15 protein-coding genes and 1 riboswitch are annotated in these 15,515 nt (G+C 27.5%); of the genes, 13 read left to right on the plus strand and 2 right to left on the minus strand.

Going from position 1 to position 15,515, the window contains the following annotated elements:
* Nucleotides 1-99 precede the first annotated feature (99 nt).
* Both ACYUEX_RS00365 and ACYUEX_RS00370 read right to left on the minus strand, forming a co-directional pair.
* Nucleotides 100-258: a hypothetical protein gene (locus ACYUEX_RS00365; protein WP_411169741.1), complete on the minus strand. Its 159-nt coding sequence runs from the start codon at nucleotides 256-258 to the stop codon at nucleotides 100-102.
* A 20-nt stretch (nucleotides 259-278) separates the two neighbouring features.
* Nucleotides 279-494, minus strand: coding sequence for a hypothetical protein (locus ACYUEX_RS00370; RefSeq protein WP_411169742.1), 216 nt, complete (start codon nucleotides 492-494; stop codon nucleotides 279-281).
* Nucleotides 495-717: 223 nt separating this feature from the next.
* Here ACYUEX_RS00370 and ACYUEX_RS00375 point away from each other — a divergent pair, with 223 nt between their 5' ends.
* The 13 genes from ACYUEX_RS00375 to ACYUEX_RS00435 all read left to right on the plus strand — a co-directional run bounded on the left by ACYUEX_RS00375 (nucleotide 718) and on the right by ACYUEX_RS00435 (nucleotide 15,254).
* The gene (locus ACYUEX_RS00375; protein WP_411169743.1) at nucleotides 718-2,658 is read left to right on the plus strand and encodes a BglG family transcription antiterminator; all 1,941 of its coding nucleotides are present in this window, start codon (nucleotides 718-720) and stop codon (nucleotides 2,656-2,658) included.
* A 115-nt stretch (nucleotides 2,659-2,773) separates the two neighbouring features.
* Nucleotides 2,774-4,186 (plus strand): PTS fructose transporter subunit IIC, encoded by a 1,413-nt coding sequence (locus ACYUEX_RS00380; protein ID WP_460286058.1) that lies wholly within the window; start codon nucleotides 2,774-2,776, stop codon nucleotides 4,184-4,186.
* Between the two features lie 116 nt (nucleotides 4,187-4,302).
* Nucleotides 4,303-4,752 carry a PTS sugar transporter subunit IIA gene (locus tag ACYUEX_RS00385; protein ID WP_460286059.1) on the plus strand — a complete coding sequence of 150 codons (450 nt, stop codon included), beginning with the start codon at nucleotides 4,303-4,305 and terminating at the stop codon, nucleotides 4,750-4,752.
* 140 nt (nucleotides 4,753-4,892) lie between these two features.
* Nucleotides 4,893-5,651: an HAD-IIB family hydrolase gene (locus tag ACYUEX_RS00390; RefSeq protein ID WP_460286060.1), complete on the plus strand. Its 759-nt coding sequence runs from the start codon at nucleotides 4,893-4,895 to the stop codon at nucleotides 5,649-5,651.
* A gap of 147 nt (nucleotides 5,652-5,798) precedes the next feature.
* Nucleotides 5,799-6,737, plus strand: a complete 939-nt coding sequence (locus ACYUEX_RS00395; RefSeq protein ID WP_411169747.1) for a type I phosphomannose isomerase catalytic subunit — start codon at nucleotides 5,799-5,801, stop codon at nucleotides 6,735-6,737.
* Between the two features lie 200 nt (nucleotides 6,738-6,937).
* Nucleotides 6,938-7,061: riboswitch (SAM riboswitch) on the plus strand.
* A gap of 88 nt (nucleotides 7,062-7,149) precedes the next feature.
* Nucleotides 7,150-8,208: a methionine ABC transporter ATP-binding protein gene (locus ACYUEX_RS00400; protein WP_460286061.1), complete on the plus strand. Its 1,059-nt coding sequence runs from the start codon at nucleotides 7,150-7,152 to the stop codon at nucleotides 8,206-8,208.
* Nucleotides 8,177-8,857, plus strand: a complete 681-nt coding sequence (locus ACYUEX_RS00405) for a methionine ABC transporter permease (protein WP_460286062.1) — start codon at nucleotides 8,177-8,179, stop codon at nucleotides 8,855-8,857. Before ACYUEX_RS00400 ends, ACYUEX_RS00405 begins: the two co-directional genes overlap by 32 nt.
* A gap of 51 nt (nucleotides 8,858-8,908) precedes the next feature.
* Nucleotides 8,909-9,730, plus strand: coding sequence for a MetQ/NlpA family ABC transporter substrate-binding protein (locus ACYUEX_RS00410; protein WP_460286063.1), 822 nt, complete (start codon nucleotides 8,909-8,911; stop codon nucleotides 9,728-9,730).
* Between the two features lie 84 nt (nucleotides 9,731-9,814).
* Nucleotides 9,815-10,984 (plus strand): M20 metallopeptidase family protein, encoded by a 1,170-nt coding sequence (locus ACYUEX_RS00415; RefSeq protein WP_460286064.1) that lies wholly within the window; start codon nucleotides 9,815-9,817, stop codon nucleotides 10,982-10,984.
* A 335-nt stretch (nucleotides 10,985-11,319) separates the two neighbouring features.
* Entirely contained in the window at nucleotides 11,320-12,258 is a 939-nt protein-coding gene (locus tag ACYUEX_RS00420) for a type I phosphomannose isomerase catalytic subunit (protein ID WP_460286065.1), read from the plus strand.
* A gap of 99 nt (nucleotides 12,259-12,357) precedes the next feature.
* Nucleotides 12,358-13,242, plus strand: coding sequence for an ROK family protein (locus ACYUEX_RS00425; protein WP_411169753.1), 885 nt, complete (start codon nucleotides 12,358-12,360; stop codon nucleotides 13,240-13,242).
* 311 nt (nucleotides 13,243-13,553) lie between these two features.
* On the plus strand, nucleotides 13,554-14,762 hold the full coding sequence (locus ACYUEX_RS00430; RefSeq protein ID WP_411169754.1) for an MFS transporter: 1,209 nt from the start codon (nucleotides 13,554-13,556) through the stop codon (nucleotides 14,760-14,762).
* Between the two features lie 180 nt (nucleotides 14,763-14,942).
* Complete coding sequence (locus tag ACYUEX_RS00435) at nucleotides 14,943-15,254, plus strand: hypothetical protein (protein WP_460286066.1); 312 nt, start codon at nucleotides 14,943-14,945, stop codon at nucleotides 15,252-15,254.
* Nucleotides 15,255-15,515: the final 261 nt, after the last annotated feature.

A 15,515-nucleotide genomic window follows, 5' to 3' on the forward strand; every position in this document is an offset into this window, starting at 1 on the left:
ATTACTTAAATTATCGGAAAATTAATCCAATAATTTAGTAGTTGTCCATATAAATATTATAATAATGTACAAATAATTAATATAATAATGTACAAATAATTAATATAATTGATTTGTTTTTGATGTTTTATTTACTTCTTGTTTCCTTGTATATTCATAAGATGAAGAGGCTACATTGCTATGATTCACAGGTGTTGCAACAGTTTTATTTTTCATTGGAATTACTCCGTCTGTTCTGCTTTTTTTCTTGTTAGACATACTACATCTCTCCTTAAAATTTATTTATCTAATTCTATATCTATATTAGATTGTTCTGTATAATCGAACTCCGCATTAGATATATTATTTGCAACTATGGCATCTTCCACTGGACTAGGTAATGGACTTGATGGTGCTTCAATTTTCCCATGGCTAATCAAAGCATGTTTTTCTGGAGCATATCCTGTTCTTTCATGAGGTGTATAAATTTTTTTATTGTTTAGTTTAGTTGGCATAAATAATCCCTCCTTATAATTATATTATTTGAATTATAGCTTATTTAATTCCTAGTATTATCTTCTAAAAATGCATAAAGATTTTATAAAATTTAGGGTAAACTAAAACAGATAAAAATATATAAAATTTTAAAATTTAGATATGAAATTTCCTCTGTATGAGGCAATTATATATATATGAATATGTTTTCACTAAGTATATAATTTTAAAAGGTGATTTTTTATGATAAGTAGCGAAAGACAAAAACAAATTATTAATATCTTAATAAGCAAAAATAAAATTGTTAAAGGTGAAGATTTATGTACTACAATAGGGGTTTCATCGAGAACAATAAGAAGCGATATAAAAGAGCTGAATGATGTATTAAAAAAGCACGGAGCTTTTATTTTATCCGAAAAAGGTAAAGGTTATAGTATAGAAATAACTGATAAAGATGATTTTAAACAGTTTTTAGATTTTTTAAAAGTAGATGAAAAAGGTGGTTATATAAATTTAACTATAAAAGAAAGAGCAGAATATATAGTTATGAAGCTTCTTTTAAATGATATTAAAGGCTTAGATGGTGTTACACAAATAGATTTAGCTGATGAACTTTTTATTAGTTTATCTTCTTTAAAAAACGATATTAAATTAAGCAAAACTATACTAAGTGAAATTAAGCTTGATATTGTTAAAAATAAAAATAAAGGAATAATAATAAGTGGAAAAGAGGACGATATAAGAAAATGTATATCAATATATTTAAAAGCTTATAATAAATTTTTCTTTGATGAATTTAAAAAGATTTTCCAAGAAAAAGTAGGTAATGATACATTATTAATTATAGAAAATATATTAAAAGAAAATCTTTTAAAGTATAAGCTTAGGTTAACTGATATAGCCTTTAGTAATTTATTAAATCTTACTTATATAATGATTATTAGAAGCTTAATGGGAAAACACATAAATTACACAGAAGAAATAATCAGTTCATTAAATAAAGAAAGTAAAATAGAAATAGCAGAAAATATATGTAGTGATTTAGAAGAAAAATTAAAAATAAAATTAGAGGTATGTGGTGTTTATTATATAACTCAATATATAATTTCAAGTAATTTAATAATTACAGAAGTAGAAAAATACAAGTTAACAAATGAAGAAGCAAATTATAATTTAATAAATGAAATATTAAAAGAAATTTATCAGGTTTATTATATTGATTTAAGTAAAGACGATATTTTAAGAAGTTTCTTGGGAAGTCATTTAAGTGCATCTATAAATAGAGCAAAATATGAAATTAAAATTGAAAATAATATGCTTTCAACAATAAAAAATAATTATCCATTTGCTTTTGAATTAGGCGTTTTAGCTAATAAAATAATTAGCAAAAGTATAGGAATAAGCTTAAGTGAAGATGATATTGGATTTTTGACTTTACACTTTGCAGCATCCCTAGAGAGGATGAAGGGAAAAAAGGGAAAAGTAAAGAGAGTAATTCTTGTATGTACTACGGGAGTTGGAACTTCTCTTTTACTAAAAGTAAAGCTTGGGGATAGATTTAAAGATAAATTAGATATTGTAGATACTATTCCTTGGTATGAATTCAATGAAAACTTATTTGAAAACGTAGATCTAATAATTACAACAATACCTTTAGGTATAGAGTCAAAGAAAGTAATATATGTTAAAAATTTATTAGATAAAAATGAAGTGAAATTAATAGAAGAAAGTATATACAATACAAATCTAGATGGTAAAAATATATTAGATATATTTAAAGAGGAATTATTTATAAAGTCGGTAGATGCAGCAAATAAGTATGATGTACTTGAGATGATGACAAACCATTTAATAGATTTAAGTTACATAAAAGAAAATGTGAAAGATGAGATATTTAAAAGAGAAGAATTAGCTAGCACTGAAATTGGTGATTTAGTAGCTATTCCTCATACTATGCAAGAAGGAATAGAAAAGTCATTTATATCAGTAGCTATTTTAAAAAAATCAATTACATGGGAAAAGGAAAAGGTTCAAATTGTATTTATGGTAGGTATAGCTCAAAAAGATCAACAATTATTAAAGTCAATTTTAGAGCAAATATACAAGAAGATTATAGATAGTGATTTAATACTAGAGTTAATAAAAGTTAACAGCTTTAATGAATTTATAAAAGTATTTAATTAAAAAATTTCCTCTACTAAGTGCAATTATCTAACTGTGAATATGTTTTCATAGGCAATATAATTAAATCATCAAATGACAAACAAAATTCAAAGTGAGTTTTAGGAGGAAATAAAAAATGAAACTATTAGCAGTTACATCATGTCCAGTAGGAATTGCTCATACTTATATAGCAGCAGAAAAGCTAAATAAGATGGCAAAGAAAATGGGAGTAGAAATAAAGGTAGAAACTCAAGGGTCAACAGGAGCTGAAAATATTATAACAGACGAAGATATAAGAGGAGCAGATGGTGTTATAATAGCAGCAGACAAAGCTGTAAACTTAGACAGATTTGAAGGAATGGCAATTTATGAATGTCCTATAGCTAAGGCTATAAAGGAGCCAGATGTTTTAATTCAAATGTTTTTAGATGGAAAAGTTGAAAAGAAAAAGTCTTCAAAAATAAAATCAGTTGATGAAGCTAAGAAAGAAATGAAATCAAAGCAACCTACTTTCTATAAGCACTTAATGGGTGGAGTTTCTTACATGATTCCAGTAGTTGTAGTTGCAGGTCTTTTAATAGCAATAGCTTTAGCTTTCGGTGGAGAGCCAACAGCAAACGGATTAGCAATACCAGCAGATTCATTTTGGAAAAAGATAGAAATGATAGGTGGAGCAGGATTTACATTTATGGTTCCAGTTTTATCAGGATTTATAGCTTATTCAATTGCAGATAGACCAGGTTTAGTTCCAGGGTTAATCGGTGGATATATAGCAGCAAATGGTTCATTCTATGGATCTGAAGCAAATGCTGGTTTCTTAGGTGGTATAGTAACTGGTTTCTTAGCAGGTTATGTAGCAAAAGGATTAAAATCAATAAAAGTACCAAATATGATTAAACCAATAATGCCAATAATCATAATTCCAATAATAACAACATTAGTTACAGGATTGGCATTTATATTAGTATTAGGTGGACCAATAACTTCAATATTTGAAGGATTAACTAACTTCTTAGCAGGATTATCAGGAGCAAGTTCAGTAGTTTTAGCTACAGTATTAGGTGCAATGGTTGCATTTGATATGGGTGGTCCAGTAAATAAAGTTGCATTCTTATTTGGTGTTGCAATGATTACAGAAGGTAGACCAGAAATAATGGGACCTATAGCAGCAGCAATAGCTATTCCTCCAATAGGAATGGGATTAGCAACATTCTTAGGAAAGAAACATTACAGTCAAGATGAGCTTGATGCAGGTAAAGCTGCATTTACAATGGGACTTTGTGGAATAACAGAAGGTGCAATACCATTTGCATCAGTTGACCCACTAAGAGTTATTCCATCATTAATAGTTGGTTCAATAGTTGGAGCTAACATAGCAATGTTTGCAAAAGTAGCTGATAGAGTACCTCATGGAGGTCCAATAGTTGCTTTAATGGGAGCTGTTGATGGAGTAGTTATGTTCCTTGCTGCAATAGCGATAGGCTCATTAGTAACAGCACTTATGGTTAACTATTTAAAATCTTTAAGAGATAGAAAAGCAGCTAAGTAAATTAATAAGAAATATATTATAATAAAATAAATAGTAAAAACATAAATAATATCAAGGGAGTTAACAGTTTTAATTTCCTTGATATTAAATTCAAAATTCAAAGAGAGGTAATAGCAATGAATAGCAAAATATTTGATGTAAAATACATGGATTTAAACTTAGAAACTAACGAAAAATTTGAAACAATAAATCATCTAGCACAACTAGCAAAAGATAGATTAATAGATGTTGATAAGTATGTTGAAGATGTAAAAAGAAGAGAAGCTATATCAACAACAGGTATAGGTGATGGAGTTGCGATACCTCATGCAAAATCACCATGGGTAAACATACCAACGGTTATAGTTGGTAAAAGTGAAAAAGGAATAGAATGGGAAAGCTTAGATGATGAACCAGTAAATATGGTGTTTTTAATAGCAGTACCAGATGGTGAAGGAAATGAGCATTTAAAAATTCTTCAAATATTAGCAGTAAGCTTAATGGATGATGATTTTAAAGCAGAAATAGAAAAAGCTAATGATAAAAAAGTAATAGAAGAGTTATTATTACAAAGAACTGAAATGTAAAAAGAATATAAGCAATAAAATAGACTTAAAAGTTTCATCTTTTAAGTCTATAAATTTATTTGTGAAAATTTATTCAATTATATGATAAAATTATAGTGATAAAATATTAAAAAAATATCGATATAATAATGGAGGAATAAATGAGTAAATTATTAGCAACAGATCTTGACGGAACATTAATAAATGATAATGAGGTTACCATTGAGGATAAAGAATTTATACTTAGACTTCAAAGAGAAAAGAATTTATTAGTAGTTTCAACGGGAAGACCATACAATGGAGTAGAAATGCTAAAGGATGACTATAAGATATTTGCAAATTATTATGTATTACTAAATGGAGCATTAATAGTAGATTCATTAGGAAGAAAAATAAAGCAAGAAGTAATTAATAAAAAAATAATAGAAAGTATAATAAATGGAATAAGTGAAGATGATGTATATATTTCAGTAGAATCTGGATTTGACACATATTTATTAACAGATGGAGATAATTTACCATATCCAAATAAAAAAAGAGTAAATTCAATATGTGAAATAGAAGAGGAGCTAAGCTTAATTTCTATATATAATCCAAATAAAGAGAAGGATGAAATAGAAAAAATAAAAGATGAAATAAATGAAAAATATGGTGATACAGTAGTAGCATATAGAAATGATATTTATATAGATGTAGTTCCAGTGGGATGTTCAAAGGGAAGTGGAGTAAAATATTTAGCAGAACAAGAATTAATAGAAAATGAAGATCTATATACCATAGGAGATTCATGGAATGACGTAACTATGTTTAAGATAACTAAAAATTCATTTACATTTAACCATGTAGAAGAAGAACTAAAGAAACATGTTAAATATTTAGTTAACTCCGTAGGAGAATGTATAGAAAATTATTTATTATAAATATTATAGAAAATAAATATTATAAATAAAATAGAATAATTGAAGAATATTAATTAATTTTTATTTAAAAAAATCAATTAATTTAATAATCTATATATTGAAATATATATTTTACTTAAGAAGTGTTGTTAAGGAAGGAGAAAGATTATGTATCCAATTAGATTTGAGAATTTATATTATGAAAAAATATGGGGTGGAAGAGATTTTGAATCCTTTAGAGATAATATGCCAGAAGGTGAAATAGGTGAAACATGGGATATAGCATGTCATCCAAATGGGACTGGAATTGTAGAAAATGGTTCATTAAAAGGAACTAGCTTCGATGATTTAATTAAAAAGTATGGACATACACTTGTAGGAGCGAAGGTTACTTTAGAAAAATTTCCATTACTTATAAAGCTTATTAATTCAAAAGAAAAACTTTCAGTACAAGTACATCCAGGAGATGAATATGCTGCAAAGTATGAAGGGGATTATGGTAAAACAGAAGCTTGGTATGTTATGGATGCTAAACCAGGTGCTTGTTTAATAGTGGGAACTAAAGATTGTAGTAAAGAACAATTTGAAGAAGCTATAAAAAATAATAATGTGGAAAGTTATTTAAATAAAATAGAAGTTAAAAAAGGTGATTGCTTTTTAATTAATAGTGGATTAGTTCATGCTATATGCGAAGGTGTTATAATAGCAGAGATTCAACAAAATAGTGATGTAACATACAGAGTATATGACTATGGAAGACCAAGAGAAATTCATGTTGAAAAAGCATTAGATGTTATAAACTTTGATCTTCAATGTGAAAACCTTAGTGAAAAAGAAGAAATAAAGCATGAAGGCTATAAGCAAAGCTTACTATGTAAAAATGAATACTTTGGAATAGAAAAAATAACTATAGATTCACAATACAATGATGCAAGTGATATAGAAAAGTTTGATATGTTAACTTGCGTAGATGGAGAAGGAATAATAGAAGGAAAAGACTTCACAGAAAAAATAAAGACTGGAGATAGTTATTTAATCCCAGCTACTTTAGGAGAATATTCAATAAAAGGTAATGTTACAGTTTTAAAGAGCTATCCAGTTATATAGTTAAAAAAAAAACCTCTAAGTAATTAATTATTTAGAGGTTTAATTTTAGTTTTTTATTTTAAATTAAAATGACTTAGCAAAATATAATGGATTTCTTACATATGTCCACTTTTTTATAAAAAAGTAAAAATACTATTGACAGTGGAAATATATACATATATAATGAGGAACAAGAAATGAAAAACAAAAAAATGAATAGATTTTTATCAAGAAAGACGGAGGGACTGGCCCTGTGAAGTCTGGCAACCTGAATTACGAACTTAAATTAGTTATGATTTAAGGTGCTAAATCCTGCAGATGTTTACTGCGTCTGAAAGATAAGAATGAAATATAGAAGTGTATTACACTGCTTTCTTATTTTTTAGGAAAGCAGTTTTTTTATTACCTTTTTTAGGGTAGAGGGAGGGGCAACATGATTGAATTAAAAAATTTATACAAGACTTATGATACAGAAGGTGAAAAAGTAGAAGCGGTAAAGGATGTAACATTAAATATTAACAAAGGTGAAATCTATGGAATTATAGGCTTTAGTGGAGCTGGAAAATCAACTCTAGTTAGATGCATAAACTTTTTAGAGAGACCTACTAAGGGGCAAGTACTTATAGATGGAAAAGACCTTAATACATTATCAAATAAAGAACTTAGAGAAGAAAGAAAAAAGATAGGAATGATATTTCAGCATTTTAATCTTATGAAGTCTAGAACAGTTTTTGAAAATATAGCCTATCCTTTGAAGGGAAGTAAATATTCAAAAGATGAAATAAAAGATAAAGTTATATCACTACTAAAGCTTGTTGAATTAGAAGATAAGGCAAATTCTTATCCATCTCAATTAAGTGGAGGACAAAAACAAAGGGTAGGCATTGCAAGGGCTTTAGCCAATGATCCAAAAGTATTACTTTGTGATGAAGCAACTAGTGCTTTAGATCCACAAACTACAAAATCAATACTAAAGCTTTTAAAAGAGGTAAATAGAAAATTTGGAATAACCATAGTAATAATAACTCATGAAATGCAAGTAGTTAAAGAAATATGCACAAGAGCTGCTGTTATGGAAAATGGAAGAGTTGTAGAAGAAGGAAATATATTTAAGGTATTCTCAGAGCCTAAAGAAAAGATTACAAAGAATTTTATAGATAGTACTTCTTTATTAAGTAATATATATGACTTAATAGAAGATAAATCTTCAGTTGTAGAAATTAAGGAAAATGAAAAGATACTGAAACTCAAATACTTAGAAAATAGTACAACTGAACCAATAATTTCAATAATATCTAGAGAATTTAATGTAGATGCAAATATAATCTTTGGAAATGTAGAGATAATTCAAGAATCTCCACTTGGTGGACTTATTGTAATAATTAAAGGTCAAGAAGAACGGATTCATAATGTTATAAACTATCTTAAAGAAAAAAATGTGGAAGTTGAGGTGATTAAAGATGGCAGACTTAATACAAAAATTATTGCCTAATGCAGTAAAAAAAATACCGGAAATTTATGAAGCAACTGGACAAACCTTGATTATGCTTCTAGTATCAGGAGCTATATCCTTTGTTATAGGTCTTATATTAGGAATAATATTAGTGGTAACTAAGAAGGGAAGCATATTAGAAAATAAACCAGTTTATTATGTTTTAGACAAGATAATAAATATAACAAGGTCAATACCATTTATTATTTTATTAGCAGCAGCAATACCATTAACCAGGGCTATAGTAGGAACAGCAATTGGAACAAAGGGTTCTTTTGTACCACTAGTTTTAGGAACTATACCCTTCTTTTCAAGACAAATAGAAAGTGCTTTATCAGAAATAGATAAGGGGGTGATAGAGGCAGCTGAGGCAATGGGGTCATCACCTTTAGAAATAATATTTAGAGTGTATCTAAAAGAAAGTGTACCAAATATTATTAGAGCAACAACAATAACTTTTGTAAGCTTAGTTGGATTAACAGCTATGGCAGGATCAGTAGGTGGCGGAGGTCTTGGGGATCTAGCAATTAGGTATGGCTATCAAAGAAATCAAATAGATATAACCTTTGTAACAGTAATAATATTACTTATTGTAGTAAATATAATTCAAGGGCTAGGGGATAGAGTAATTAAAAAAACAACACATTAAAATTAAAGCAATAAGCAAAAATAAATAATAAATAAAAAGGGGACGTAAAATATGAAAGCTAAAAATTTACTAAGTATAATATTATCGGGGGCATTACTTTTCTCATTAGCAGGATGCCAAGGAGGAAAATCTAAAACAGAAAATAAAGTAGTTAAGGTAGGAGTAGTTGGTGAAAGCAGTGATCAATGGGAACCTGTAATAAAAAATCTTGCAAAAGAAAGGATAACTGTAGAACTTGTTCCTTTCTCAGATTATAGTCAACCAAACCAGGCTTTAGCAGATAAAGAAATAAATTTAAATTCATTCCAACATTATGCATACTTAAATAAAGATATTGCAGATAGAGGATTTGATTTATCAGTTATAGGAGAAACTTTAATAGCTCCTCTTGGTGTATATTCAAATAAAATAAAATCTGTTGATGAGCTAAAAAATGGGGATTCTATTGCTATACCAAGTGATGCAACTAATGGAGGAAGAGCTTTAAAGGTTTTAGAATCAGCAGGAGTTATTAAGGTAGATGAGGCAGCAGGATACACTCCAACTTTAGATAATATAGTTGAAAATCCTAAAAATATAAAATTTGTAGAAGTTGAAGCAGCTCAAACTCCAAGATTATTAGAAGATGTAGCTGCAGCTTTAATAAATGGTGGACATGCAGTTGATGCAGGACTTAATCCAAAAGAAGATTCTATTTACTTAGAACAAGTTAAAGAAGGTAGTGACAATCCTTATATAAACGTAATTGTTGCAAGAACTGAAGATAAAGATAATGAAGTTTATAAAAAAGTTGTTGAAGCATTTAGATCAGATGAAGTAGCTAAGGTTATAGAGGAAGTATATAAAGGGGCCTATATACCAACTTGGAAATAGAAATTAAAGAATAAAACTATTTATAACAATATGAATATAAATAAGTAAAATACTGTGAGTGATTAATATAAGGGGGCTATTTTTATGAATATAAAAGATTATGTAATAAAGGAAAAGGACTATATTACTGGATTAAGGAGATATTTTCATAAGTATCCAGAAGAAAGTTTAAAAGAATATAATACAGCAAAGAAGATAGAAGAAGAGCTAGACAAACTAAATATTCCACATAAAAGAATTGGGGAAACTGGAGTTTTAGGAATAATAAAAGGTAAAAAAACATCAAATAGAATTTTAGCTGTAAGAGCAGATATAGATGCTCTTAAGGTTCCAGATTTAAAGAAGGAAGACTATAAATCTGAAAATGATGGATATAACCATGCTTGTGGTCATGATGGACATACGGCTAGTCTTCTTGGAACTGCAAAAATATTAAAAGAAAAGGAAGAGGAGCTGGTAGGAGAGGTAAGATTATTCTTCCAACAAGCAGAAGAAATTGGACAAGGAGCTAAAATATTTCTTAAAGAAGGATGCTTAGATGGAGTAGAAGAAATAATAGGAGCTCACGTAGCTTCAGGAATAGACTTAGGTAAGGTATCAGTAACTAGTGGGCCTAGCTTTGCATCTTGCGATTACTTTAAGATAACTATTAAAGGTAAAGGTGGTCATGTATCTGCACCTCATTTATCAACAGATGCTTTATATATTGCCAGCCAAATAGTAGTAAATCTACAATCAATAGTAAGCAGACAAACAGATCCTGTTGATACAGTAGTTGTAGGAGTTGGATTAATCAAAGGGGGAACTACTTACAATACAGTAGCAGGAGAAGTCACATTAGAAGGAACAACGAGAGCTTTTACTTTTGAATCAAGAGAAAAGACAAATAAGTCAGTAGAAAAAATAGCGAAAAATATAGCAGAAAGCTATGGGGCAGAGGCTATAGTTGAGTTTAGAGATTATGCATCACCTTTAATAAATGATGAAAGAGTTAGTAAGGAAGTTGCTCTTATTGCAAAAAATATTATGGGAGAAGAAAATGTAATAACCAACTATCCAAAGAAACTAGGAGCAGATGATTTCGCAGAATTCTTAATAGAAGTACCAGGTACCTATATACAAGTGGGAACTAAAAATTCATGTAATTCAAATACTGCTGTAGCACATCATAATGATTTATTTGATATAGATGAAGCGGGATTATTAGTAGTTACAAATATAGAAGTAGATTATGTATTAAATAAGTTATTATAAAATTATTTCCCTAGGTTCAAAACAGTTGTTTCCTAGGGGAATTTTTTTAGGAAATTATAAAAGTCTAAAATTTTGAAAATGTTAATATAGAAAGCCTTTAGCAATTTTATTTGGAAAATCGTTTTAAGAATTATCTAGTTCATTTTCTAAAAATTAGAATAGTAAATAAAAAATATCACTATATAATAAATTATAAGATGTTAGATTATATACAAAATTAAAGTGAGTTATTATTGAATTTCAATTAATCCAGCTATAAGATTGTTTTAAAGATTACTTTATATTATATAAGAATATGTTATCTTTAAGAAGAATTAAAATAAGGCGGTGATTTAATGTATCCAATTAGATTTGAAAATTTATATTATGAAAAAATATGGGGTGGTAGAGATTTCGAAGCCTTTAGAAATAATATGCCAGAGGGAGAAATAGGTGAAAGCTGGGATATAGCATGCCATCCAAATGGAACAGGAGTAGTAGAAAATGGCTCATTAAAAGGAACTAGATTTAATGATTTAATAAAGAAATACGGGCATGCACTTGTTGGAGAAAAGATTACTCTTGAAAAGTTCCCATTACTTATAAAGCTTATAAACTCAAAAGAAAAACTATCTGTTCAAGTTCATCCAGGAGATGAATATGCAGCAAAGTATGAAGGGGATTATGGTAAGACAGAAGCTTGGTATGTTATGGATGCTAAACCAGGTGCTTGTTTAATAGTGGGAACTAAAGATTGTATCAAAGAGCAATTTGAAGAAGCTATAAAAAATAATGAAGTAGAAAGTTATTTAAATAAGATAGAAGTTAAAAAGGGTGATTGCTTTTTAATAAATAGTGGATTGGTTCATGCTATATGCGAAGGAGTTATAATAGCAGAAATTCAGCAAAATAGTGATGTAACATATAGAGTATATGACTATGGAAGACCAAGAGAAATACATGTTGAAAAAGCATTAGACGTTATAAACTTTGACCTTCAATGTGAAAATCTTAGTGAAAAAGAAGAAATAAAGCATGAAGGATATAGTCAAAGTTTATTATGTAAAAATGAGTACTTTGGAATAGAGAAAATATCTGTAACTTCAGAATATAAGGATCTAAGCGATATTGAAAAATTTGATATGTACACTTGCGTAGAAGGTGAAGGAACAATAGAAGGAAAAGATTTCTCAGAAAAAATAAAAATGGGAGATAGTTATTTAATTCCAGCTACTTTAGGAGAATATTCAATAAAAGGTAATGTTACAGTTTTAAAAAGTTATCCAGTTATATAATAAATCCCTCATAATATAATTAATAACAAGCTTAAGCTTGTTATTAATTATAATGTAAATGTTTAAATTATATAAAATAATAGAATGGAGATTATAAAAATGAAATATATAATAGGTATAGATATAGGTGGAACTAATATTAGAACTGCCTTAATGGATGAAGAAAGAAATATTATAGAAAAACTTAAAATAGAAAATGAAGTGAACAAGGGGCCTGAATACAATTTAGATAAAATTATAAATCATATTAATGCTAATTGGAAAGAAAAAGGTATAAGTGGGATAGGAATTGGAAGTCCAGGTCCTTTAGATATTAAAAGTGGTAAAATACTTAAGGCTCCAAATTTAAAAGGCTGGGATAATTTCAATGTGAAAGAATATATTGAAAAAAACACATTATTAAAAACTGAAATTAATAACGATGCAAATGTTGCTGGTCTTGCAGAAGCAATGATAGGTTCTGCAAAAGGTGCTGAAAGCGTTTTTTACATTACTGTATCCACAGGTGTAGGTGGAGCTTTAATAATTAATAATAAAATAGTAAATGGTGCAAATAGTTTTGCAGGAGAAATATGCAACTTAATAATAAATGAAGATAAATATAGTCATTCAGGATTGGTTAAAGGAGGATTAGAAGGTCAATGTAGTGGCCCTAATATTTCAAGAAAAGCAAGTGAAAAACTAGGAAGATACATAGAAACACCAGAAGTTTTTGATTTATATAAAAATAATAATGAAGTAGCAATTAAGCTAATTGAAGAATTATGTGAAAATTTATCTAAAGGAATTTCTAATATAATATCAGTAGTTGACCCTGAAATTATAGTTTTAGGAGGTTCTGTAGTTTTATATAATCAATCAATTATCCCAATAATAATAAATAAAGTTAAGGAAAAGGTTATAAATAAGGAAGCAGTAAATATAAGGGTAGCAGAAATTGGAGATGATGCTGGACTTAAAGGTGCAGGATTCTTAATAGAATAAATAGTTTAATGGGAATGGATAAAAATAATATTAGAAAAAGAGAAAATATTTATTTCTATTGTTTAGGCTGTGTTAGAGGAAGATATCTAACACAGCCATTTTTTACCCTATAAGAGATTATATTTTTAAAATCTGTGGATAAATTATTTATAGCATATAAGTTATTGAAGTTAGCTCTATAGAGCAAAAAAGAGAATAAAGAATGCAAGATTTAATTGGTTTTATTTAAAGTAAATATTTGTTTAATTAAAGCTTCATAGATAGTAAGCTATTTCGTGAGGAGAATTCTTGAAAAAAGGGGGGAAGGAATAGTGGAGACTGTATCTAAAAGGTTTTCTAATTATCTTCTTATATCGTCTTTAGGTGGAAATATAATTGGAAGCTTATTTGTTCTATTTTTAAGTTCTACTAAAGGATTTAGTGCTAAAGAAATAAGCTTAATTATAGGAACAACACCATTGATAATATTTCCCATATTTTTTATATGGGGTAGTGTATTAGATAAATATAAAAAAATTATATGGTTTAGTAAGTTAGTAAATTTATCAAATATCATAACAATGATGCTATTGATATTTACAGATAATTTTAGAATATTCTTTATTATAAATTTATTAAGATCAATTTTACTGCAACCTGGTGGAACATTAAATGATAAGTACCTATTGAACATATCAAAGATTAATAAAGGTTCATATGGAAATTTAAGAGTTAGATCTACTATAGGATATGGATTAGCTGGAATAGTAAGTTCTATAGCTATTAAATTAGGTGATGTATATTTAGCTATGTCAGTGGGGATGGTTTTAATATTTATAAGTATTATTCTAATAAACAAAATTCCAGACATACCCAATGATGATATAGAAAATTATAAAGAGAATGAATTAAGTAAGGGTAATCTTATTAAATCTATAGCAAATTTATTAAAAAATAAACTATATATTAAGTATTTAATAATAATATCAATCATTTGGGGAACTCAAAATGCAGCATCTGGATATGGAATTCAAATAATGATGATTGATTTAAATGCGTCAAAAGAAATTATAGGATTAATTCCTTTTATAATGGTTATTTTTGAAGTTATATTTTTGTTAATTTATGATAAAATAAGGATTTTAAAAAAAGTTGATACAGCATTAGTAATATCATTATTAATACTAATTTTAAGATGGGGTATAATGCTTTTTGCTAAATCATATTCAACTATATTATTAATAACTATACTTCATGGAATAGTTACAGGAATAGTTCTACAAATTCAAAATAAGTTAATTGGAGAAACTGTTCCATCTAATCAGCACTTCTTAGCATTTATAATAATAAGTTCCTTTTCCAATACAATACTACCTAGTATATTAAACTTAATTACAGGGAGTTTATATGAGAATATGGGGATTTGGATATTCGGAGGATGTTATTTAGTACTTACATTAATAGCTATATTTATAATGATATTTACAAGTATAAAGAATAAATTTAAATTCAAAAAAGTTGATGCAGAATTCAATTTATAAATATAATTGTAGGGTTAAGTTAAAAAATTCAGAGAAAAACGAATTTATAGAGTAAGTTTGGATAATGAATATAATTTTATAGAAAATATAACAAAAAATATAATATAGATACTAGATTAATAGAATTTAAGATTAATAGGCTATTAAAGTAAGGTTTAATGGTCTATTAGATGGAGCATAATGACTATAACAAATTCTTATATTGTAGTTTTATTAATAACAATTTTACATGGTTTTGTAGCTGGAGCTATTTTTCAAATACAAAATAAACTTTTTGGAGAAATAGTAGAGCCTCGGTATCAATTTTCAGCCTTTATGTTATTAGGAGCTATATTAGGGACAATGCTACCTAGTATTTTAAATTTAATAACAGGAAATTTATATAAAAAATTAGGTGTTGGAATATTTGGTGCAACATATTTAGCACTTACAATAATTGCATTAGTCATTATGATATTAAGCAAAATAGAAAAGAAAAATTTTGGACAATAAATATGGTAAAAAGAGGATGTTGAATCCTCTTTTTCTATTTATACCAGAAAAATTTACAAATTAATTTAAAAAACATAAAAATTAAAGTTAATTCGCGTTGAAATTCAAGCAAATCAACTATAAAATGATAATTGAAAGGTTTACAAAATAAAAAATATGTCGAAGCAAGTAGTAAAATGCTAAAATATAAATACTTGTATTAAAAAATTAAAGTTAAATTCAAGTTTATAGTGTATCTATGATACTTATGATAATTAAATT

This window comes from Clostridium sp. CTA-7, from assembly GCF_054768095.1.